We start from the raw sequence: 21,220 nt of genomic DNA on the forward strand, positions 1-21,220 counted from the left end.
GTGCCTCAAGGCTAGCCGAGCCGCAGCTCACGACCGGTGGGGGAGGATGGGAGGCATGGACGCCGAGCTGTTCCCCCGGGAGCGTACGGAGGTCGCGCCGGGCGCGGTGCATGTGCCCGACTGGCTGGACGCGCGGGCCCAGCGCGAGCTGCTGGAGGCCTGCCGCACATGGGCAGGCCCACCGGCGGGCCTGCGCACGGTCCGCACCCCCGGAGGCGCCGCGATGACCGCCCGGCAGGTCTGCCTCGGCTGGCACTGGTACCCGTACGCCTACGCCCGCACGGTCGTCGACGGCGACGGCACCCCGGTGAAACCCTTCCCCGAGTGGCTCGGCGAGCTGGGCCGCCGCGCGGTCCGCGACACCTTGGGGGAGCAGGAGACGGCGTACGACATCGCACTGATCAACTTCTACGACGCCGACGCCCGCATGGGCATGCACCGCGACAGCGACGAGAAGTCGCCCGCGCCGGTCGTGTCCCTGAGCCTCGGCGACACCTGTGTCTTCCGCTTCGGCAACACCGACACCCGGACCCGGCCCTACACGGACGTAGCACTGCGCAGCGGCGACCTGTTCGTGTTCGGCGGCCCCTCCCGGCTCGCCTACCACGGTGTGCCGAAGGTGCACCCGGGCACCGCACCGCCGGAGTTGGGACTGACCGGGCGGCTGAACGTCACGCTCAGGGTGAGCGGGCTGTAGGCCGCCGAATTCGCGGATCATGGGAGACTCGCCCTCATGAGCGGCAAGGCGGACCCCCGGCCGGCGGGGGAAGGGACCACCTCGAGGACGCGCTTGGACCGGGGGCGCGGTGCGCTCGGGCCCGCGTTGGAGCTCGTGCACACCGGACGCGCGCCCACGCGTGCCGTCCTCACCGCCGAGCTCGGGGTGACCCGGGCCACGGCCGGCGCGGTCGCCGCCGAGCTGGAGGCGCTCGGGCTGATCCGGGTCGACGCCCGGCCCGGCGCGGCGGCCGGTTCGCAGGGGCGGCCATCGCACCGTCTGTCGGTCGCCGAGGACGGGCCCGTCGTCCTCGCCGCGCAGGTCCACGCCGACGGGTTCCGGGCGGCGCTGGTCGGCCTCGGCGGCCGTATCGTCGCCACCGCGCCCGGCTGCGAGACCGTGGACGCCGACCCGGCCAAGGTGCTCGGCTCCGTCGTCGAAGCGGGCGCCGACCTGCTGCGCACGACCGGACGGCGCTGCGTCGGCGCCGGTCTCGCCGTCCCGTCCGCCGTCGCCGAACCGGACGGTCTCGCGCTGAACCCCCTGCACCTGGCATGGCCCGTGGGTGCTCCGGTGCGCCGCATCTTCACGGAGTGCGTGCGCGAGGCCGGGATCACCGGACCGGCGTTCACCGGCAACGACGTCAACCTCGCCGCGCTCGCCGAGCACCGGCACGGCGCGGGGCGCGGCGCCCGGGACCTGCTGTGCGTGGCCACCGGGCACCGGGGCGTCGGCGGGGCACTCGTGCTGGACGGCCGTCTGCACACCGGCAGTTCGGGCCTGGCCCTGGAGGTCGGCCACCTCACGGTGAACCCCGAAGGCAGACCCTGCCACTGCGGCAGCCGCGGCTGTCTGGACGTCGAGGCCGACCCGCTCGCCTTCCTCACGGCGGCGGGGCGGGAGCCTGGCCCCGAGGTCTCGTTGCTCCAGCAGGCCAACGACCTGATCCGCAACCACTACGACGACCTGACGGTCCGCACCGCGACCGAGGCCCTCATCGACCGCCTCGGGCTGGGCCTCGCGGGCCTGGTCAACATCCTCAACCCGGACCGCATCATCCTCGGCGGCCTGCACCGCACCCTCCTCGACGCCGACCCCGAACGCCTGCGCGCCGTCGTCGCCGACCGCAGCCTGTGGGGCCAGAGCGGCGGCGTCCCGATCCTCGCGTGCACCCTCGACCACAACAGCCTGGTCGGCGCGGCCGAGTTGGCCTGGCAGCCGGTCCTGGACGATCCGCTGGGGGCGCTGGCCTAGGGGGTTTGTGCGGTGACCCGCCACTCGCGGACCAGCGGCCCCGTGACACGGGCGGTCCACAGCGCGGGCCCGGCCGGCTCCGGCCGCGAGCAGTCGGAGTACCCGGTCACCACCACGACGTCGCCTCGCACGGTCAACCCGGTGAACGTGTTGCGATAGTCCGGGAAGGCCGCGAAGAACCCCCGCCAGGCGTCCAGACACGCCCGCTTCCCGCGGACCGTGCCGCCCTCGGAGTCGACGAACGTGTGGTCGTCCGACATCAACGACGCCAGGCCGTCGAGGTCCCGGTCGTTGATCGCGGCGTTGAAGCGGTGGACGACGTCGGTGGGATCCATGACGCCATTCCTTCCCGGCCTGCCCCCCGCTCCGACCCTACAGACGCCCACCCGGACCCGCTCCTGACGAGCCTCGCCGAGTAGGCTCGTGACATGCGGATCTCCGTTTCCTCGGACATGGACAAACCGGTGGCGCGCTCGCTCGTCACCCAACTGCGCGAGCGCGGCCACGAGGTGGTGACGTACGGCGCGCTCAGCCCCGGCGCCGACCCGCAGTGGGCCGCCTGTTCCGAGGCGGCCGCCCGCGAGGTCGCCGCCGGCACGGCGGACCAGGCGATCGTGTGCTGCTGGACCGGCACGGGCGCCTCGATCGCCGCGAACAAGGTGCCGGGCGTACGGGCCGCCCTGTGCACGGACGCCTACACGGCCAATGGCGCCCGCCGCTGGAACGACGCCAATGTGCTCGCCCTCGGCCTGCGGCTGACGTCCGAGCCGCTGCTCAAGGAGATCCTCGACGCCTGGTTCGCGGCGGAGGCCAGCGCGGACGCCGAGGACCGGGAGAACGTGGCGCGCGTCGACCGACTGGATCTCGGCCGGGCCTAGGGCGGTGCTTCCCCCCACTCGGCGGCGAAGGCCCGGCCGGGGTTGTCGGTGAGGACGCGCTCAGCGAGCTCCTCGCCGAGCGCGAGCGCCAGCCGTGGCCGCACCCGGCGCAGCAGATACGGCATTCCGGGACCGCCGTCGACCGACCGCGCCCCGGCGGCGACGGTGTCCCCGCCCAGCAGCAGCCGGTGCCCGAACCCGGCCTCGGCCAGCGCCCCCACCGCGTCCGGCATGCGCCAGTCGGTGGCGTGATGGGCGCGCGAGGGCCCGTCGAAGGCGAGCCAGCAGCCCGACTCGGCGGCCTGGCGGTGGACCGCGAGGTCGGGGGAGCGGTTGAGATGGCCGAGGATCACCCGGTGCGGCGGGACGCCCAACTCGCCGCACAGCAGGTCCAGTACGTCGAGCGCGCCGGTTCCCATCTCCAGGTGCACGGCGATGGGCGCGTCCGTCGCGTGGTGGGCCTCGGCCGCGGCGGCCATCGTCCAGCGGGCGTGCGCGTCGAGGCCGTGGAAGCCGCCGGCTACCTTGACGATCCCGGCGCGGACTCCCGAAGTCCCGATACCCACGGTCAGTTCGGAGACGAAGACCTCGGCGAGCTTCCCGCGCAGTTCGTCGAGCAACCTCGGGGAGTAGTGCGCCGCTTGATGCAGTCCCGTCGCACAGACCAGATGCACCCCGGCGGCCCGGGACAGCGACGGCAGGTCGGCGGCCCTGCGCCCCATGCCGTACGGAGTCCACTGCACGACGGCCGAACCGCCGGCCGCGCGGAACGCCTCCAGCTCGGCCCGCGCGGCGGAGGCGTCGTTCAGCTCCTGGCCGGGCAGTTGCGGGCTGCACAGGAAGAGGTGGTCGTGCGCGTCGCACACGCCGAGCTCCCCGGGCCGCAGGTCCCCCAGGACCGTACGGATCGCACTCACCACTGCCGGCCCCGCGGCAGCGCGCCCAGGCCGGGCCCCGACAGGTGCAGCACCTGGTACACGTCGCCCTCGGCCTTGGGCGTGTCCTGCTCCCAGAGCGAGAAGTGGACGACCTCCCACGCGTGCGTGTCGACGACGGCGGCCGCCAGCAGGGCGCCGTCCTGCGCCGCCAGCCGCACGGTCTCGTCCACGGACTGGGCCATGAACGCGGCCAACTCCACACCGTCCGGCACCGGTTGACGCCGACGCACGGCCGACGTGGCGGGGGAGCCCGCGGCGCCGCCCTCCTCGTAGGCGAGCCCCGTCCACTGCCGCACCCGCGGCCGCCCGAAGTCGTTCACGGGTCCCTGGAAGGCGCCTCCCCACAGGAAGGCGTTCATGCCCTCCATGGTGTTCCAGAGGTAGAAGGGCCCGTACTGGTTGACGGCCGACCCCTGTACACCGCGCTCGCGCAGCAGATACGTCTTGACGCCGAGCCCGTCCCAGTCGTCCAGCAGATGCCCGACGCGGGCGACACGGGAGCGGATGATGCCCATGTCGTAGTCGGCGGGCAGGGTGAACTCGTACTGCATGGCGTGCATGCCACGTCCCTTCTCGGGCCTGAACTCCGTCAAGTGGTGCGGGCGTTGTCCCGTGGCGCGAGCAACGAGAGCAGTCCGCGCACGCCCGCGTCGAACGCGGCGGGTGAACCGGAGGCGCGGGCGAGGACGTAGCCGCCCTGGACGGTCGCGACGATCGTCGCCGCGATCGACTCGGCGTCGAGCCCGGCCGCGAACAGGCCCTGCTCCTTGCCCTCCTCGACGATCCCGGCGAGCCGCTGCCGCAGCCAGTCCAGCGTCTCGTCGACAGGCGCCCGCAGTTCGTCGCTGGCGATCACGTCCGGGTCCATCGTCAGCCGCCCGACCGGACAGCCGCGCAGCACATCGCGCTCGCGCCGCAGATACGCCTCGATGCGTTCGTACGGTGTGCCCGGTCCGTCGAGTACTCCCGCGGCGGTAGCCCGCATCTCCTCGGCGGTCCGCCGGATCGCGGCCAGCGCGAGATCGGGCTTGCCCTTGAAGTGGTGGTACATGCTGCCCTGTCCGGCCCCCGCGCGCTCCAGGATGGCCTTGGGGCTGGTGCCCACATAGCCGCGCTCCCACAGCAGCTCGCGGGTGGACTCGATCAGCCGGTCCGAGGTGCTCATGTCCTCACTGTACATACTAGTAGTTACAGAAGTCGAGCCGAGTTCCGAGCCCGCACGAGCCTCTCCGGAGCAGTCGAACCGGCCCGCCGTACTCCCCGCGAGGTACACACACTGCCGCTGGCCGTACGACGACCCGGACCCCCTGCCGGAGCGAGTCTCGAGACATCACCGAACGACCCGACCGAACCGACTCGGGAGATGACTCGAGATGCAGACACTGGCACATTTCGCAGACGGCGGCCCCGGCCCGTGGATCCTCCTCTTCCCGCTGATCTGGGCGGCCGTCGTGATCGGCGGCATCACGCTGCTGCGCCGCACGGTGTGGCGCGGACGCCGTGGCCCCTGGCGGGCACCCGCCGCCGACGACAACTCGCCCATCACCGTGCTCGGCCACCGCTTCGCCTCCGGCGAGATCGACGAGGACGAGTACTGGCGCCGGCTGTCCGTCCTGGACGAGCAGTTCGGCCCCAAGGGCAAGGGCGGTGCGGCATGACGACCACGACGGCCATGACGATCACGCCGACGGCCGCCCGCGTCGTCGACGCCGTGAAGGTGTACGGCAGCGGCGACACCAGCGTGAGGGCCCTGGACGGGGTGAGCGTCGACTTCCCGGTCGGCCGCTTCACCGCGATCATGGGGCCCTCGGGCTCCGGCAAGTCCACGCTGATGCACTGCGCGGCCGGCCTCGACACGCTCACCTCGGGCACCGCCCACATCGGCGACACCGAGCTGAGCAGCCTCGACGACCGCCGCCTCACCCTCCTGCGCCGGGACCGCGTCGGCTTCGTCTTCCAGTCGTTCAACCTGGTGCCGACGCTGACCGTCACGGAGAACATCACGCTGCCGCTCGACCTCGCGGGCGGCAAGGGCGACCGGGAGTGGGTCGACGCACTGATCGACGTCGTCGGGCTGCGCGACCGGCTCCACCACCGCCCCTCCGAACTCTCCGGCGGCCAGCAGCAACGAGTCGCCGTCGCCCGGGCCTTCGCCGGACAGCCGGACGTCGTCTTCGCGGACGAGCCGACCGGCAACCTCGACTCCCGCTCCGGCGGGGAGGTCCTCGGCCTGCTCGGCCGCACCGTGCGCCAGACCGCCCGCACGGTCGTCATGGTCACCCACGACCCGGTGGCCGCCGCCCACGCCGACGAGGTCGTGTTCCTCGCCGACGGGCGCCTGGTCGACCGCATGGAGTCCCCGACCGCCGACAAGGTCCTGGACCGCATGAAAGCCTTCGAGGTGCCGTCATGAACGCATCCGTCCGCCTGAGCGCGTCCTCCCTGCGCGCCCACAAGCGACGCTTCGCCGGGACGTTCCTCGCGGTGTTCCTCGGCGTGGCCTTCCTCGCCGGGACCCTCGTCATGGGCGACACGCTGCGCGCCAGCTTCGACACCATGTTCGGCAACGCGACCAGCGGCACCGACGCCGTCGTCCGCAGCGCCGACGCCATCACCACGCCCGGCGAGAGCGAGGGCGTGCGCGAACCGGTCGACAGCGACCTCGTGAGCACCGTCGAGAAGGTCCCCGGCGTCGCGGCCGCCGCGCCCGACATCCAGGGCGCCGGCCAACTCGTCGGCAAGAACGGCGACCCCATCGGCGGCCAGGGCCCGCCCACCCTCGCCGGCAACTGGATCACCGACCCGCAGCTCAACGCCTACCAGCTCGCCGAGGGCCACGCCCCCCGCGGTTCCGGCGAGGTCGTCATCGACCGCGGCACCGCCGAGCGCGGCGACCTGAGCATCGGCGACACGACCACCCTGCGCACGCCGGACCCGGTCAAGGTGACCGTCGTCGGCCTCGCGACCTTCGGCGGCGAGGACGGCATGGCCCAGGTGACCTTCACCGGCATGACCCGGGCCGACGCCGAGAAGTACCTCACGGCCGAGCCGGGCGAGGCGACGAGCATCAAGGTGCGGGCGGGACCCGGCGTCAGCCAGCAGGAGCTGGTCGACGCCCTCACTCCCGTGCTCCCCAAGGGAGTCGAGGCCATCACCGGCCAGGAGTCGGCCCAGGAGAACACCGACATGATCTCCAGCCAGTTCCTGACCGTCTTCACCACCTTCCTGCTGGTGTTCTCCGGCGTCGCCCTGCTGGTCGCAACCTTCTCCATCCACAACACCTTCGCGATCGTCGTCGCCCAACGCACCCGCGAGAACGCCCTGTTGCGGGCTCTGGGCGCCTCACGCCGCCAGGTCACCGCGTCGACCCTCGTCGAGGCGAGTGCCGTGGCCGTCACCGCGTCGGCGGCCGGACTCGCGGGCGGCATCGGCATCGCCGCCGGGCTCCAGGCGCTGTTCCCCGCGATCGGATTCCCCTTCCCCGAGGGCGACTTGGTGATCAGCGCCCTGTCCATGGCCCTGCCGCTCGCGGTCGGCATCGTGGTCTGCCTCGGCTCCGCCCTGCTGCCCGCCGTACGCGCCGGGCGCACCGCACCGCTGGCCGCCCTGCGCGAGACGGCCGTCGACACCTCCGGTGCCTCCCGCCTGAGGGCCGTCACCGGCCTGGGGCTCATCGCCCTCGCGGTCGGCATCACGCTCATGGGCGTCCTGGTGTCCCCGTCGATCTGGCTGGCGGGTACCGGCGCTGTCCTCGCCCTGGTCGCCTTCGTGGTCCTCGGCCCGGTCGCCTCCACGACGGCCGTACGGTTCCTCGGCGGCCCTCTCGACCGGCTGCGCGGCGTCACCGGCGGCCTCGCCCGGCGCAACGCCCTGCGCAGCCCGAAGCGCACGGCCGCCACCGCGAGCGCCCTGATGATCGGCGTGGCCGTGGTGTCCCTGTTCACGGTGTTCGGCGCCTCGCTGAAGGCGACCATGGACCAGACCGTGTCCCGCTCCTTCGCGGGCGACGTGGCCGTCAGCACCCCGTCGTTCGGCGCGGGCGGCAGCGGCCTGAGCCCGCGGCTCGCCGACGCGGTCCAGAGGCTGCCCGAGGTGGACACGGCCGTCGGCCTCGGCCGCGGAGTCGCCGAAGTCGACGGCGAGGGACGCGCGCTGACGGTCACCGACCCGGTCGCCCTGGAGCGCACCTTCGACCTCGGCACCGTCCACGGCTCCCTGCGCGGTCTCGGCACCGACGGCATCGCCATCACCGAGAAGGAAGCCGACAAGCAGCACCTCACGACCGGTGACAAGGCCCGCCTCACCTTCACCGACGGCCGTACGCAGACGTTCACGGTCCGCGCGCTCTACGGCCAGTCCGAACTCGCCGGGGACTACGTCATCACCCGCGACGCCTGGGCACCGCACCGTACCCAGGACGCCGACACGCTGGTCGCGGTCTCCTTCAAGGACGGCGTCGGCACGGACAGCGGAAAGGCCGCGGTCGAGAAGGTCGCGGCCCAGTACGGCAACCCCGAAGTGCAGACCCGCGACGAGTACGCGCAGTCCTCGGCCGGCGGCATCGACATGATGCTCACCCTCGTCTACGCGCTGCTCGCCCTCGCGGTGCTCATCGCACTGCTGGGTATCGCCAACGCCCTGACGCTGGCGATCCACGAGCGCACCCGCGAACTGGGCCTGCTGCGGGCCGTGGGCCAGACCCGGTCCCAGCTGCGTGCCATGGTCCGCTGGGAGTCGGTCCTGGTCGCGGCCTTCGGCACGGTCGGCGGTCTCGCCCTCGGCGCCTTCCTCGGCTGGGTCCTGGTCGAGGCCTCCGACGGCGCGAGCGACAGCGCCTTCGCCTTCGCGATGCCACCCCTGCAACTCGCGGTGGTGGCCCTGGTCGGCCTCACGGCGGGAGCACTGGCGGGCCTGCGCCCGGCGCGTCGCGCGGCACGCCTGGACGTACTGCGGGCCATCGCCACGGAGTGACGCGGGCAGGGTGCGCCTCGGCCCTCAGGGCCGGTGGCCCGCCGACGTTCATCGGCGCGTGCCCACCGACCGAAGCCCCCTCACCGCCCGGTCAGCCGACAACGGCCGACCGGGCGGGAGCGTGTTCGGGCCTGCTGAGGTCGACGCGCCGGCCGACCTCGGCGAACCGCCGCGCGGGCTGCTCCACCGGCACGGTCGTCTTGCGCTGCGGCGGCCGCGCCGCCCCGGCCCGTACCGCCGCCACGGGCGCGGGCAGCGTGAACCACACGACCTTGCCCGACTCGTCCGGTCGCACACCCCAGCTCTCGCTGACCGCGGCCACCATCGCCAGCCCGCGCCCACAAGTGGCGAGCGCGTCGGTGCCCTCGGCGTCCACCACGACCGGCAGACGGGGATCGGAGTCGCGGACCGAGACCGTGAGCCGGTCGAGCAGCAGCTCGATCTCCACGGTGCACATCTTGTCGGGCCGGGCGTGCTGGTGGACGTTGGTCAACAGCTCGGTCACACCGAGCGCGGCGCGGTCGATCAAGGGATCCAGATGCCAGTAGCGCAACTGCGCAGAGACGATTCTGCGGACCTGGCCGATCCGCGACGGCAGGGCTTGGAGCTCCACCGTGCAGTGCCTGCTTGGGTAGCTGATCACGGCTGCGACTCCCCGACTGAAGAGGTCCGGAAGAACACGGAGTACGGATCCAGCAGGGTGCTTTAAGGAAACGGCCGCCTGCTGTAGTGGCCGGCGGGCTGGTTCGCAGCGTTGTCGCCGGTAAACCCAGAGTGACGTGAGACCAGCGTGACGCAAGGGGTGCGGTACCGCAACTCGCGGTGACTCAGCCCTTACGCCCCGCAGCCTTCCGTACGGCCTCGATGAACCGGCGCGCCGCGGGCGGACCGGGTTCCCCCGGTGCGGGGTCGTGCTCGCCCAGCGTCAGGGAGTAGCGGTTGCCGTTGAGGTCCGCGAGCGCTCGGTCGTCCGGGGCGAACCAGGGCTTGGACGCCCGTACCGCCTGCACCGGCGCGCTGTCGATCTCGCTGCCGTAGCTGGTGAGCAGTTGCAGCCTGCCGTCGCTTATCCGCACCTGCCCGGCCCGGGTCAGGGAGCGCCGCCGCTTCCCGATCCGCACGCCCGTGGCCCTGAACTCCGGCTCAGCCATGCCCCGCCCCTTAGTGCGCGTCGGTGTGCCGGTCCGTCCTGCGTGGGCCGTGGCCGGCTCTGGTCGTGATCCAGTGTGCCCCCCGTCCGGGATCGCTGTCCCGTCCGGTGCAGTCTGCCCGCGTACCGCGTCGAGCACCAGTACGCGCGTCGCCCCTGGCCGGGGCGCTCGGAGCACTCGCACGAATGCGCCCCCGAGGGTCCGGTGAGCCACCGGTCCAGGGATGCCTTTGAGGCTCTCAAAGGTGTGTTTATGCAGGTGAGAAGCGTGCGGAAGATGTTTATGCTCGAAGCGACGGCAGCGCGATTCGCACTGCCGCACAGCCCGAGGAGCACCGCCGTGAGTACCGTCCAACAGACCCCGTCCGGCGTGACCCTCGACGTCGACCACAGCGACGCGGGCTACCGCGTCTGGCTGAAAGAAGCCGTGCGCAAGGTGCAGGCCGACGCCAACCGTTCGGCCGACACGCACTTGTTGCGCTTCCCGCTGCCGGAGCAGTGGGGCATCGACCTGTACCTCAAGGACGAGTCGACGCACCCGACGGGAAGCCTCAAACACCGGCTCGCCCGTTCGCTGTTCCTCTACGGCCTGTGCAATGGCTGGATCCGGCCGGACCGCCCGGTGATCGAGGCGTCCAGCGGCTCGACGGCCGTCTCCGAGGCGTACTTCGCGAAGCTGATCGGCGTGCCCTTCATCGCGGTCATGCCGCGCACGACAAGCGCCGAGAAGTGCCGCCTCATCGAGTTCCACGGCGGACAGTGCCACTTCGTGGACGACTCGCGGAAGATGTACGAGGAGTCGGCCCGCCTCGCGGTGGAGACCGGCGGCCACTACATGGACCAGTTCACCTACGCCGAACGGGCCACGGACTGGCGCGGCAACAACAACATCGCCGAGTCCATCTTCCGTCAGCTGCAGCTGGAGCGGTTCCCCGAGCCCGCGTGGATCGTCGCCACCGCCGGCACCGGCGGCACCTCCGCGACCCTCGCCCGGTACGTCCACTACATGCAGTACGACACCCGCATCTGTGTCGCCGACCCGGAGAACTCCTGCTTCTTCGAGGGGTGGACCACCGGCGATCCGGACGTCACCTGCGACTGCGGCTCCCGCATCGAAGGCATCGGCCGTCCCCGCATGGAACCCAGCTTCGTACCCGGCGCCGTCGACCGGATGATGAAGGTGCCGGACGCGGCGAGCGTGGCCGCCGTGCGCGCCCTGGAGCAGGCCATCGGCCGCAAGGCGGGCGGCTCCACCGGAACCGGGCTGTGGAGCGCGCTGAAGATCGTCGCCGAGATGGTGGCCGAGGGACGGCGCGGGAGCGTGGTGACGCTGCTGTGCGACCCGGGGGACCGGTACCTCGACAAGTACTACTCGGACGCGTGGCTTACCGAGCAGGGCTTGGACATCGCGCCGTACTCGACGGCCATCGAACAGCTCCTGCAGACGGGAGTCTGGCCCGAGTGACCGAAGCTTGAGTGGCCTCGGCACAGCCGACTACGGTCCGGCAACGCCCTGAGGGGCGCGGGCTGTATCGATGTGCGGCTCCGCCGCGCGGGCGCTACCAGCCACGACGGACCCGCGGACGACCGGCCGCCTGTCGCGGCCCTCCCGGCGGAGCGTCACGTCAGCCGCCGGTCCAGCGCCCCCACCGCGCCCCGGAACGTCCGCCCGAGACCGGCCTTCGCGAGACCGAACGCGAACCGGAAGGGTGCCGTGCCGTCCACGGCGAACGTCCACTGCACGCGCGTGCCGGTCCCCGCCGGGGCCAGCCGCCACTCCTCGACCATGGCCCGCGCCCCCGGCGCGTTGGTGAGGTCGACGCGGTAGGCGTACACGTCGGGGCTCTTCGCCGCGAGTATCGTCTCCTCGAAGCGTGTGCCGCCCTTGAGACGCACCTCGCGCCGTGCTCCGTCGTCCAGCGGGCGGGCCAGCGTCACCGCCGCGAACCACTCGGGCCAGCCCGGCACATCCTCGGCGAGCGCGTGGAACACCGTCTCGGGGGGAGCGGATATCTCCCGTGCGAAGACGTGCCGTACGGGCGCGGTCCCGACGAAGTCGAGCCCCACCTCACGCAGCAGATGAGCCATGGACGAGAACCCCCTGTGGGCGAGGCTGCACCGGGCAGCGCCACCCTAGCTGGCACCCCGTCAGATGTCTGCACCCTCATCGGGCTCACCGGCCACCATCAGCCGCCGCAGATGCTCCGAGATCTCCGAGCGCGCCTCGGACTCCAGCCCGGCGTCCGTCACCAGGGTGTCGACCTGCTCCAGCGCCGCGAACGAACTCAGGCCCACCACACCCCACTTGGTGTGGTCGGCGATCACCACGACCCGCCGCGCCGACTGCACCAGGCGCCGGTTGGTCTCGGCCTCCGCGAGGTTCGGCGTGGACAGGCCGGCCTCGACCGATATCCCGTGCACACCGAGGAACAGCACGTCGAAGTGGAGCGCCGCGATCGCCTGGTCGGCCACCGGGCCCACCAGCGAGTCGGACGGCGTGCGCACCCCGCCGGTCAGCACGACCGTGGCCGCGCCCTGCCGGGGGCCCGTCGTGCGCTGCGCGGCGTGGAAGACGTCGGCGACCCGCACCGAGTTGGTGACCACGGTGAGGTCGGGAACGTCGACCAGCTGGTGCGCCAGCGCGAACGTCGTCGTACCGCCCGACAGCGCGATCGCGCTGCCCGGCGCGACCAACTCGGCCGCCGCCCGCGCGATGTCCTCCTTGGCCGTCAGCTCAAGACCCGACTTGGCCTCGAAGCCCGGCTCGTGCGTGCTCGCCTCGACGACCGGTACCGCGCCGCCGTGCACCTTCTCCAGCACACCCTGCCGGGCGAGCGCGTCGAGATCGCGGCGCACCGTCATGTCCGACACGCCGAGCTTGCGGGTCAGCTCGTTGACACGCACCCCGCCGCGGCGCCGTACCTCGTCCAGGATCAGGGCGCGCCGCTGCTCCGCGAGGAGGTTCTGATTCTCGCTCACGTACGCTCCGGTCCTTTCGCCGCTGCCGTCAGACATCCCTGCGCACCCCCTCCGACAAGGACATTCTCGCCCCTTCCGGTGCGCGGGACGACCCATCCTCGCACGGAGGGGTACCGGTCGCGCCACTGGCCGTCACGACGCGCGCATGTCACTTCGGCATCTCCTGTTCCCCTCTACTTCACACGGAACGGGGAGATTCCGTGACGAGAGGTGTGAGGGACCGTCCCGAGGGAGATCCTTGTGCCCGCACGGACAGAAGCCGACGGCTCGTCACGGGGGAAGTGCGAACAGTGGAACGTGCGCCGGAACGCGCCGCCGACAACAGGGCGGACGCGACGACGAAGGAGTCCGCGGACCAGGGCACGAGCGCCGAGAGCGCCGGAGCCGCCCTGGAACTCCTGGTCCACGGGGTCGGCGGCACCACGCCGCAGGAGATGCTCGACGATCCGCGTACCGTGCGGATCACCGGCGACGACACGGCCGCCGTCTTCCGGCGCGCCGACGACGCCGAGGACCGACCCGACGACCACCAGGGACAACCCGTCCCCGAGGCCTACGTCTGGTGCAACCTCACCTCCGGCAACAGCGCACGCGCCCTGTGGCTGTTGCTGCTGCCCTTCATGGTGGTCAACCTCGCCCACTGGATGCGCCCCACCACCCGGGACCGCGCCCGGACGGTGCGCCTGTACGGCCTGCTCGTACGGCTCGCGGGGCTGACGCTCACGGTGCTGCTCGTCGCGGCCGCCTGCGAGGTCGCCCTCGACCTCGCGGCCTGGCAGTGCGCGGGCACGCGCGCGTGCGCCGAGCGGCACAGCTGGCTGGGCTTCCTGTCCCCGGCGGTCTCGGACGACGGCTGGTGGAGCCACCCCGGCCGCAGGCTCGCCCTCGCCGCCTTGGTGCCCGCCGCGCTGACCGGCCTGCTGTGGTACCTCTCCCGCCGTACCTGGAGCGCGTACGAGTCCCAACAGCCGATGACCCGCGCACCCGAGCCCGACGAGGAGTCCGGCAACACCTCTCTCGGCCGCCCCGGCTTCTGGTACGGCCGTCGCCTGGTCGCCCGGCTGCGCGCCGCGCACACCGCCGCCGGTCTGCTGACGGTCGCCGCGGCGGTCGCCTCGGCGGCGGCCCGCTTCGACCGCGGGTCCGGCGGCCCCGCGCTGCTCGACACACTGGGCTGGGCCCTGGACGCGGCGATCGTCGCCTGCGCGGCCGTGGTGGTCTGGGTGGTCTGCCGCCGGGGCCGCAGCGAGAACCGCCTCGACCAGGAACTCGACGAGCATCTCGTACGACGGCTGCCGCTCGCCGCCCTCGTCCTGCTGGCGCTCGCCCTGGTGTACGCCGGATGGGACCGGCCGGGCTGGACGTCGGCCGGCCGGCTCCCGGGCGACCCCACCTTCGGCGCGATCGCCTTCTTCCAGGGCCTGCTCGTCATCGTCCTCGCCGTCGTCGCCCACCTTCTGCACCGCGCACAGCCCGACCCGCGCGCCGCGATGCGCGGCCTCGGCGGACCGGCCGTGGTGATGCTGGCCTGCGCCCTCGGCGGAGTGATGTCCGGCGGCGTCGCCCAGCGGGTCGCCGACTGGCTGGACGGCACCGGCGCGTCCATCGTCGGCCCGCCGGTCCTGCTGACCTGGCAGGCGTCCGTGATCCCGCCGCTGCTGGTCCTTCTTCTGCTGCTGTGCGGCTGGCTGGCATGGCGGGCCTGGCGGCTGCGCCGTACCGAGCTGGGCAAGGTGGAGGTCGACTACGTCGGAGAGCCCCGGGACACGGCCCGTACCCGCCGCATCGCGACCACGCGCGCGATGGCGACGCTCACCGACCGCGCCCCCCTCGTCGTCGCCGTCACGTCCACGGCGACCCTGCTCCTCGGGGCCGGAGCCCTGGTCGGCGCTCTCACCACCGACGAGACACCGAGCGACGCCGCCGACGCGACGTACGCCTTCGTGCACGGCGCCGCCCAGACCGCGCAGGCACTGGGCTCCTGGCTGATCGGCGTCGGCTTCATACTGTTCGTCACCTGGGGCAGGCGCGCCTACAAGGACGCCTCGGCGCGGCGCACCATCGGCATTCTGTGGGACGTCGGCACCTTCTGGCCCCGCGCCGCGCACCCCTTCGCGCCGCCCTGTTACGCCGAACGCGCGGTGCCCGACCTCACCTGGCGGATGGCGACCTGGACCCGCGCCGGGGAAGGCCGCCGTCTCGTCATCTCCGGACACTCCCAGGGCAGCGTCCTCGCGGCCGCAGCGGCCTGGCAGCTGACGCCGACGGACCGCAAGCGGGTCGCGCTGCTGACGTACGGCTCGCCGCTGGAGCGCCTGTACGGCCGCTGGTTCCCGGCGCACTTCGGCCCGGCCGCGCTCACCTCACTGCACGGCGAGGTCGACTGCTGGCGCAACCTGTACCGGCTCACCGACCCCATCGGCGGCCCGGTGCGGCTGCCCGGCGACCCCGCAGTGGATTGCGAGGCGCTCAAGGACCCGCTGGCGTACGGCCGTACACCCGAACACCCCCTGCCGGCCCCCATCCTCGGCCACGGCGAATACCAGGCCGACCCGGTGTTCGCGGAGGAACGGGAGCGGCTGCTGGCCCGGCTGAGGCCCGAGGGCCAGGACGCCGGGGTGCCGACGCAGCGGCCCGAGGCCCCGCCCGAGAGCTGATCCGGGCCACTCAGGAGGGGGCCGACCGGGGTCAGAGCAGCTCCGGCAGGTCCTCCGTGTAGAGCAGCGTCAGGTCGTCCGTGCTGGGATCCGCCAGCTGGGCGACCCGGCTCGCGTGCCGTTCCACCATCGCCTCGAAGGTCTGGCGCGCCGTGCGGCCGTTGCCGAACGCCGGGCCCTTGGGGAGCGCCGTGAAGTACTTCAGCAGGGCGTCGGCCACGTCCGGACCGAGCCGGTACTCGTGCTCCTCGGCCTGCTGCTCCACGATCCGCAGCAGCTCCTCGGGGCCGTAGTCGCTGAAGGTGATGGTGCGTGAGAAACGGGACGCCACACCGGGGTTGACCGACAGGAAGCGCTCCATCTCGGCCGTGTACCCCGCGACGATCACCACGACCGCGTCCCGGTGGTCCTCCATCAGCTTCACCAGCGTGTCGATGGCCTCCTTGCCGAAGTCCCGGCCCGAGTCCTCCGGCGACAGCGCGTACGCCTCGTCGATGAACAGCACACCGCCGCGTGCCTTATCGAAGGCTTCCTGGGTGCGGATCGCGGTGGAGCCGATGTGCTCGCCGACCAGGTCGACGCGGGACACCTCGACCAGGTGGCCCTTCTCCAGGACGCCCAGGGAGGCGAGGATCTCGCCGTACAGGCGGGCGACCGTGGTCTTGCCGGTGCCGGGGGAGCCGGTGAAGACCAGATGGCGCTTGACGGACGCCGCCTTGAGACCGGCCTGCTGACGGCGCCGGCCCACCTCGATCATGTCGGTGAGCGCGCGCACCTCGCGCTTGACGCTGTCCAGGCCCACCAGCGCGTCCAGTTCACCGAGGACGGCCTTCGACGTCCGCGACGGCTTCTCGGCCTCGGCGGCGGCGATCAGCGGCTCCTGCTCGGTGGTGCGCTGGCCGGGGATGGCGCCGAGGAGGCCGGGGGACTGGTGAGCCGTCTGCACGGCGGGTTCCGGCGCCGAGGGCGGCTGCCTGAGGCCCGCGCTCTCGTCGCTGGTGCAGTCCTCCACGTCCGGGCCCGCCCCGGAGGCCGCGTCCGGGCCGCTGTCCGCGAACTCGTAACCGCCGCGCGCGCACCGCTCCGTACGGCACTTGCGCAGCGTCGTGCGGCAGCCGTCGATCACATGGAAGCCGTAGCCGGCGCTGCCCCGCACCCGGCAGTTCAGGAAGGTGCCACGGYCGCCCGCCGAGACATAGAACCCGGCCTCCGCGGGGGAGTCGACCGTGCAGCGCTCGATGGTGGGGTCGGCGCCCTTGGTGACGATCACGCCGGTCTGTGTGCCGTCCACGGTGCAGTTGTTGAGGGTGCCGCCGCTGCCGTGGTCCCGGAACCAGGCGCCCGTCGCCGCGTCCCGGATCCGGCAGTCGTCGAGCTGCGCGGTCGCGCCGTCGCTCACCGACACGGCCGTGTTGCGCACCTGCGACAGGTCACTGTCGACGACGTCCGCCCGGGAGCCGCGGTCGAGGACGAACAGCGCGTCCGGCACGTCGTGCACCCGGCAGGAGTCCAGTACGGCGGTGGCGCCGTCGCTGACCCACACTGCCGGGTAGTCGCCGGTGCTGTCGAAGATCTCGCACTGATTGGCGTCCACGCGCGTGCCCGGATCCCACACCGACAGGCCGTTGCGCCCGAACTGACGCACCGTCGTGCGGGTCAGGGTGAGGACCGAGCGGGAGCGCAGGTCGACCGCGTTCTCCGGGATGTCGTGGATACGGCAGTCGGCCAGCGTCAGCACCGCGTCCGTGTCGAGCGTGACACCGTCGGCCGTGGTGCGGTGCACATCGCAGTCGGTGAGGTGGGCGGTGGCCCGGCCGGTGATCTGGACGCCGGAGCCCCGGACCTCGTAGACCTCGCAACCGACCGCTTCCAGCGCGGAGTTCTCACCGGTCGCCGTCAGCCCGGAACCCGAGGCGTGATGCACCCGGCAGCGCTCCAGGCGGGGGTGCCCGCCGCCGCGCACGGCGATGCCGGCCTGCCCGGCCGAGACGACCTCGCACTCCTCGAACACGCCGCCCCCGCCGTCGAGTACGGCGATGCCGATGCCCGCGGGGTTGTCGACGGTGCAGCGCCGCACGGTCGGCCGCGCGCCGCCGCGCACCTCGATGCCGGCCGCGGACCGCGTGACGATCCGGACGTCCGTCAGCTCCGGGGCGCCCTCTTCGACCAGCAGCGCGGGCGCCGCCGCGTCCTGGCCCTCCACATGCAGGTCCTGGACCACGGCCGAGGCACGCACCGTCAGCGGCACACCGTCCACGGGCGCGATCCGCACCGAGCCGGGGGAGCCCTCGGGGCCGCGAAGGGTCACCGCCCGCTGGACGACGAGGTTTTCCCGGTAGGTGCCGGGCGCGACGGTGAGGACGTCGCCGTCGGCCGCGGCCTCCAGGGCGGCAGCGAGCGATGCGTACTCACCCGTGCGGCGCCGCCACCGCGAGGTGCCGGTGTGCGTCACCTGGACCGTGCCCTGTGCCATGGCGTTGATGTGCCCCCACCTCGTAGTACGCGGGTTCTGCTGCCGAAGACCTCGGCCGGACCACCGTAGCGTGCGCGCGGGCGGTGGGTTGACCAGAGCCGGAAGGCCGTCAGCTGCCGGCGCCGGTCCGGCCCCAGTCCGGACCCGCTCTGTCCCATGCCTGGTCCCAACGGGCGTACCGGCGACGGACCATGCGCCAGACGACCAGCCGTCTGCCGCCCTCGACGAGGCCGGCCGTCAGCAGGGCCGCGCCGAATCCGGCGAGCACGGCGTGCGTCGCCGCCGTCGCGGAGTCCAGCGGGCGGGCCACGGCGTGGCCCTGCTGATCCGTCCACATCCGGAAGCGGTCGCCCGGCTGCGGGCTGTCGAGGCTCGCCATCACCCGGCCCTGGTGCGCGGTGCCGTCCGGTGCGGTCCAGTCGGCCACGACCCGGGTGCGCATCTCTCGCCCGGTGGCCGCCTCGGGGTCCACCTCCAGCGAGGTGCCCTCCACCTTGCGGACCACCGTCGCCGTCACCATGTGCCGGGACGCGCGCTGTTCGCGCACGGACTCCTGCAGGGCGTCCTGGGCCAGGCCGCCGACCAGAGAGCCGATCAGGGGTGTCACGGCCAGGATCAGCAGCAGCGCCGCGAGCGCGACCCAGGCCTCGGCCAGATCGGTCGCACGGCGCAGCGGATTGTGCCGCCAGCGCCAGAGTCCGCTGATCGCCCGCATCGTCCGGCCACCCCCTTCCCGCTCCGTGATAACCCGTGGCCGAGCCGTTCACCCGCGGGCCCCGCCGAAGAGAGAGCGAAATCACCTGCTTCCGGGGCCCATCATGAACGTCTTCCGGGGCCTTTCATGAACTTCTCACGAAAGGCCCAACGCACGGGCCCCCGGCCTGGGTTCCCGTCCGACCGACGCCCGCGGGATGCCTCTCAGCCGAGAATCGTGACCGGATCGCCGACCTGGATCGTGCCCCGGTGCAGGGGCACCAGGTTCTGGCCGAACACCAGCTTGCCGTCCAGGCGGCGGTGTCGGGCCAGGGTGAGCAGGGGCTCCCTGCCGCGCTCGGCGGTGGCCTGGTCGGTCGTGGTCACCACGCACCGCCCGCACTTCTTGGGCACCCGGAAGGTGACCTCGCCGATGGCGACGCGCGACCAGTCGTCCTCGGCCCAGGCTTCGGTGCCCGACACGACGACGTTCGGCCGGAAGCGGTTCATGGGCAGCGGGCCCTCGTGCGCGTGATCACCCTGTGCGATCAGGGAATTGAGGGCGTCGAGGGAGGCGGTCGTGGTGAGCAGCAGAGGGTAGCCGTCGGCGAAGCTGACGGTCTCGCCCGGCAGGGCGTACTCCGGGTCGACGGGCCGGCACGTGCCGGGGTCGGGCATGTGGACCAGGCGCACGTCGGCGCCGAGATAGGTGCTGCACCACGCGTGCGCGGCGTCGTCGTCGGCGAGGACCGCCTCGACCTTGTCGCGGAAGATCTCCACCGGCACGGTGCCGACGGTGCTCGGCACGGGCACGGTCAGCGGGTCCATGCCGGGTGCGGTCAGCCGCACGCCGCCGGGCAGCAGCTCGGCGGCGGCCAGCGCCAGGCGCGGTTGCTGGCGCTGCGTCACGACCTTTCCCCCGGCGTCGATCAGCATCCAGCGTCGGTCACCGGCCGGCCCCCAGGGCTCCACGACGGCCTCCGAGTGCGCTGTGCCCCGGAACGCCTTGACCGGATGGACGTGAATCGACTGCAACTGTGCATACCCCATGAGGCCATCGTGCCAGGTGGCGCCGACAGCCCCGGGGGAACGGGTCAGTAGCCGCGGTACTGCTGGTTGTTGTACGGGTCCTGGTAGGGCGCCGCGGCGGGACGGGGGGCCGCGGGGCGCATCGCCTCGTAGCCCATGCCGCCGGGGGCCACCGGCCGAGGCTGCTGGGCCTGCGGACCCGGGTAGCCGCGCGGGGGCGCCTGCTGCGGGATGTAGGCCGCGGGCGCCTGCTGCAGCGGAGCGGGCTGCTGGGCCTGCGGATAGCCGTAGGAGGGCTGTGAAGGTGCCGCCGGGAGGGCGGGCAGTGCCGACGGCAGGGCGGGCAGGTGGCTGCCCGGCATGTCGTACGCAGCGGGGACCCGGATCGGGGCGATCTGCGGGGTGCCCCGCTCGGCGACGAGCCTGTCGTAGATCGGGGTGTCCGGGAAGGAGGCGGAGTAGTAGCCGCCGCCATAGGTGGAGCGGGGGGAGGTCATGGCACATAAGGTAAGCCCACGATGTGCTGGTTGGGGAGACCGATAAGAGGGTTGTTTTATGTGTCCGCAGTGACGCCGGATCCCCAATGCGAGCGAACTTGGCAAAAAAGGGACGCCAATCAGCGTTCGGATCGTGTAAATGCCGAGTTCCGAGCGGGTTACCGCAGGTTGACCACGGGTGTTTCCGTGCCCCTCGTGGGAGTTCGATGTCGCGGAGAATAGGTTGACCCTGTACAAGAACCCAATGAGCGACAGGGGCATCCCTGGCGCGGAGAGCCGTTGAGTGGGGGCGGACATGTCAATGCCGAAGGGGTCGAATGCTCCGGTGCCGACGACGGCGCTGCGGGTCGAATTGGGCTGGGGCTCCGGACCGGGCGTGCCCGACGCGGACGCCTCGGCGCTGTTGCTCGTCGGCGGAAAGGTCCGCTCCGACGCCGACTTCGTCTTCTACAACCAGCCCGAGCACTCCTCCGGCGCCGTCCGGCACGAGGGCAAGCGGGACGCCGGCGGCCGGGTGACCGACAGCCTGCTCGTCGACCTCGCGCGCGTGGAGCCCGCCATCGAGACCGTGATCCTCGCCGCCTCCGCGGACGGCGGATCGTTCGGCCAGGTGCCGGACCTCTACATCGAGGTCAAGGACGCGGCCCAGGGCACGGTCATCGCACGCTTCGACAGCACGGGCGCCAGCGTCGAAACCGCTTTCGTCCTCGGTGAGTTCTACCGCCGCCAGGGCGCCTGGAAGTTCCGTGCCGTCGGCCAGGGCTATGGCACCGGCCTGGAGGGCCTGGCCACCGACTACGGCATCACGGTCGACGAGCAGGCTGTCGGTCACCCGGCCGCCGGCGTCCCGCTTGCCCTCGTGCCGGACGGCGCCGGAGGAGTGCTCGGGCTGGTTGTAGAAGACGAAGTCGGCGTCGGAGCGGACCTTTCCGCCGACGAGCAACAGCGCCGAGGCGTCCGCGTCGGGCACGCCCGGTCCGGAG

20 protein-coding genes and 2 pseudogenes are annotated in these 21,220 nt (G+C 72.5%); 9 read left to right on the plus strand and 13 right to left on the minus strand.

All coding sequences use genetic code 11. The annotated features are described in order from the left end of the window. The first annotated feature begins 55 nt into the window (after nucleotides 1–55). Together EAO75_RS27170 and EAO75_RS27175 are read left to right on the plus strand one after the other, a co-directional pair. A complete protein-coding gene (locus EAO75_RS27170) occupies nucleotides 56–697 on the plus strand; it encodes an alpha-ketoglutarate-dependent dioxygenase AlkB family protein (protein ID WP_147997633.1) in 642 nt (213 codons plus the stop codon). 36 nt (nucleotides 698–733) lie between these two features. Continuing rightward, nucleotides 734–1,972, plus strand: a complete 1,239-nt coding sequence (locus tag EAO75_RS27175; RefSeq protein WP_147997634.1) for an ROK family protein — start codon at nucleotides 734–736, stop codon at nucleotides 1,970–1,972. Here EAO75_RS27175 and EAO75_RS27180 read toward each other — a convergent pair. Continuing rightward, on the minus strand, nucleotides 1,969–2,307 hold the full coding sequence (locus EAO75_RS27180) for a YybH family protein (protein ID WP_147997635.1): 339 nt from the start codon (nucleotides 2,305–2,307) through the stop codon (nucleotides 1,969–1,971). The genes EAO75_RS27175 and EAO75_RS27180 overlap by 4 nt on opposite strands. A 93-nt stretch (nucleotides 2,308–2,400) precedes the next feature. On the opposite strand from EAO75_RS27180, the gene EAO75_RS27185 reads away from it, so the two are divergent. Then, nucleotides 2,401–2,850, plus strand: coding sequence for an RpiB/LacA/LacB family sugar-phosphate isomerase (locus EAO75_RS27185; protein ID WP_147997636.1), 450 nt, complete (start codon nucleotides 2,401–2,403; stop codon nucleotides 2,848–2,850). Here EAO75_RS27185 and EAO75_RS27190 read toward each other — a convergent pair. Genes EAO75_RS27190 through EAO75_RS27200 form a run of 3 tightly spaced genes read right to left on the minus strand, consistent with a single transcriptional unit; the run spans nucleotide 2,847 to nucleotide 4,968 of the window. Beyond that, nucleotides 2,847–3,767, minus strand: a complete 921-nt coding sequence (locus EAO75_RS27190) for a phosphotriesterase (protein WP_147997637.1) — start codon at nucleotides 3,765–3,767, stop codon at nucleotides 2,847–2,849. The genes EAO75_RS27185 and EAO75_RS27190 overlap by 4 nt on opposite strands. Continuing rightward, the gene (locus EAO75_RS27195) at nucleotides 3,764–4,348 is read right to left on the minus strand and encodes a DUF4865 family protein (RefSeq protein WP_147997638.1); all 585 of its coding nucleotides are present in this window, start codon (nucleotides 4,346–4,348) and stop codon (nucleotides 3,764–3,766) included. Before EAO75_RS27195 ends, EAO75_RS27190 begins: the two co-directional genes overlap by 4 nt. 29 nt (nucleotides 4,349–4,377) lie before the next feature. After that, the gene (locus EAO75_RS27200) at nucleotides 4,378–4,968 is read right to left on the minus strand and encodes a TetR/AcrR family transcriptional regulator (RefSeq protein WP_147997639.1); all 591 of its coding nucleotides are present in this window, start codon (nucleotides 4,966–4,968) and stop codon (nucleotides 4,378–4,380) included. A 193-nt stretch (nucleotides 4,969–5,161) separates the two neighbouring features. Here EAO75_RS27200 and EAO75_RS27205 point away from each other — a divergent pair, with 193 nt between their 5' ends. Genes EAO75_RS27205 through EAO75_RS27215 form a run of 3 tightly spaced genes read left to right on the plus strand, consistent with a single transcriptional unit; the run spans nucleotide 5,162 to nucleotide 8,759 of the window. After that, complete coding sequence (locus EAO75_RS27205; RefSeq protein ID WP_147997640.1) at nucleotides 5,162–5,446, plus strand: SHOCT domain-containing protein; 285 nt, start codon at nucleotides 5,162–5,164, stop codon at nucleotides 5,444–5,446. Then, nucleotides 5,443–6,201 carry an ABC transporter ATP-binding protein gene (locus tag EAO75_RS27210; RefSeq protein WP_147997641.1) on the plus strand — a complete coding sequence of 253 codons (759 nt, stop codon included), beginning with the start codon at nucleotides 5,443–5,445 and terminating at the stop codon, nucleotides 6,199–6,201. Before EAO75_RS27205 ends, EAO75_RS27210 begins: the two co-directional genes overlap by 4 nt. Beyond that, nucleotides 6,198–8,759 carry an ABC transporter permease gene (locus tag EAO75_RS27215; RefSeq protein ID WP_147997642.1) on the plus strand — a complete coding sequence of 854 codons (2,562 nt, stop codon included), beginning with the start codon at nucleotides 6,198–6,200 and terminating at the stop codon, nucleotides 8,757–8,759. Before EAO75_RS27210 ends, EAO75_RS27215 begins: the two co-directional genes overlap by 4 nt. 91 nt (nucleotides 8,760–8,850) lie before the next feature. On the opposite strand, the gene EAO75_RS27220 is transcribed toward EAO75_RS27215, so the two are convergent. Both EAO75_RS27220 and EAO75_RS27225 read right to left on the minus strand, forming a co-directional pair. Next, entirely contained in the window at nucleotides 8,851–9,402 is a 552-nt protein-coding gene (locus EAO75_RS27220) for an ATP-binding protein (protein ID WP_147997643.1), read from the minus strand. A 184-nt stretch (nucleotides 9,403–9,586) separates the two neighbouring features. Next, a complete protein-coding gene (locus tag EAO75_RS27225) occupies nucleotides 9,587–9,910 on the minus strand; it encodes a hypothetical protein (protein ID WP_147997644.1) in 324 nt (107 codons plus the stop codon). Nucleotides 9,911–10,249: 339 nt separating this feature from the next. Here EAO75_RS27225 and EAO75_RS27230 point away from each other — a divergent pair, with 339 nt between their 5' ends. After that, a complete protein-coding gene (locus tag EAO75_RS27230) occupies nucleotides 10,250–11,374 on the plus strand; it encodes a PLP-dependent cysteine synthase family protein (protein ID WP_147997645.1) in 1,125 nt (374 codons plus the stop codon). A 155-nt stretch (nucleotides 11,375–11,529) separates the two neighbouring features. On the opposite strand, the gene EAO75_RS27235 is transcribed toward EAO75_RS27230, so the two are convergent. Further along, nucleotides 11,530–11,997, minus strand: a complete 468-nt coding sequence (locus tag EAO75_RS27235) for an SRPBCC family protein (protein ID WP_147997646.1) — start codon at nucleotides 11,995–11,997, stop codon at nucleotides 11,530–11,532. A 60-nt stretch (nucleotides 11,998–12,057) separates the two neighbouring features. Next, the gene (locus tag EAO75_RS27240; RefSeq protein WP_147997647.1) at nucleotides 12,058–12,888 is read right to left on the minus strand and encodes a DeoR/GlpR family DNA-binding transcription regulator; all 831 of its coding nucleotides are present in this window, start codon (nucleotides 12,886–12,888) and stop codon (nucleotides 12,058–12,060) included. 290 nt (nucleotides 12,889–13,178) lie between these two features. Between EAO75_RS27240 and EAO75_RS27245 the strand changes: the two genes are divergently transcribed. After that, entirely contained in the window at nucleotides 13,179–15,545 is a 2,367-nt protein-coding gene (locus EAO75_RS27245; RefSeq protein ID WP_147997648.1) for a lipase family protein, read from the plus strand. A 31-nt stretch (nucleotides 15,546–15,576) separates the two neighbouring features. Here EAO75_RS27245 and EAO75_RS27250 read toward each other — a convergent pair whose 3' ends face one another. From EAO75_RS27250 to EAO75_RS27265, 4 genes are all read right to left on the minus strand, one after another. After that, nucleotides 15,577–18,018 carry a right-handed parallel beta-helix repeat-containing protein gene (locus tag EAO75_RS27250; protein WP_187284586.1) on the minus strand — a complete coding sequence of 814 codons (2,442 nt, stop codon included), beginning with the start codon at nucleotides 18,016–18,018 and terminating at the stop codon, nucleotides 15,577–15,579. Nucleotides 18,019–18,127: 109 nt separating this feature from the next. Further along, nucleotides 18,128–18,733, minus strand: a complete 606-nt coding sequence (locus tag EAO75_RS27255) for a hypothetical protein (protein WP_147997650.1) — start codon at nucleotides 18,731–18,733, stop codon at nucleotides 18,128–18,130. Between the two features lie 203 nt (nucleotides 18,734–18,936). Then, nucleotides 18,937–19,761, minus strand: coding sequence for an MOSC domain-containing protein (locus tag EAO75_RS27260; protein ID WP_147997651.1), 825 nt, complete (start codon nucleotides 19,759–19,761; stop codon nucleotides 18,937–18,939). Nucleotides 19,762–19,805: 44 nt separating this feature from the next. Next, nucleotides 19,806–20,237 carry a DUF6643 family protein gene (locus tag EAO75_RS27265; RefSeq protein ID WP_147997652.1) on the minus strand — a complete coding sequence of 144 codons (432 nt, stop codon included), beginning with the start codon at nucleotides 20,235–20,237 and terminating at the stop codon, nucleotides 19,806–19,808. A gap of 301 nt (nucleotides 20,238–20,538) precedes the next feature. On the opposite strand from EAO75_RS27265, the pseudogene EAO75_RS27270 reads away from it, so the two are divergent. Next, nucleotides 20,539–21,087, plus strand: a pseudogene (locus tag EAO75_RS27270) (TerD family protein); the annotation flags it as partial. Between the two features lie 9 nt (nucleotides 21,088–21,096). On the opposite strand, the pseudogene EAO75_RS48670 reads toward EAO75_RS27270, so the two are convergent. Beyond that, nucleotides 21,097–21,207, minus strand: a pseudogene (locus tag EAO75_RS48670) (TerD family protein); the annotation flags it as partial. Nucleotides 21,208–21,220 lie beyond the last annotated feature (13 nt).

It is taken from the genome of Streptomyces sp. UW30, assembly GCF_008042075.1.
In the GTDB taxonomy this organism is placed as follows: domain Bacteria; phylum Actinomycetota; class Actinomycetes; order Streptomycetales; family Streptomycetaceae; genus Streptomyces.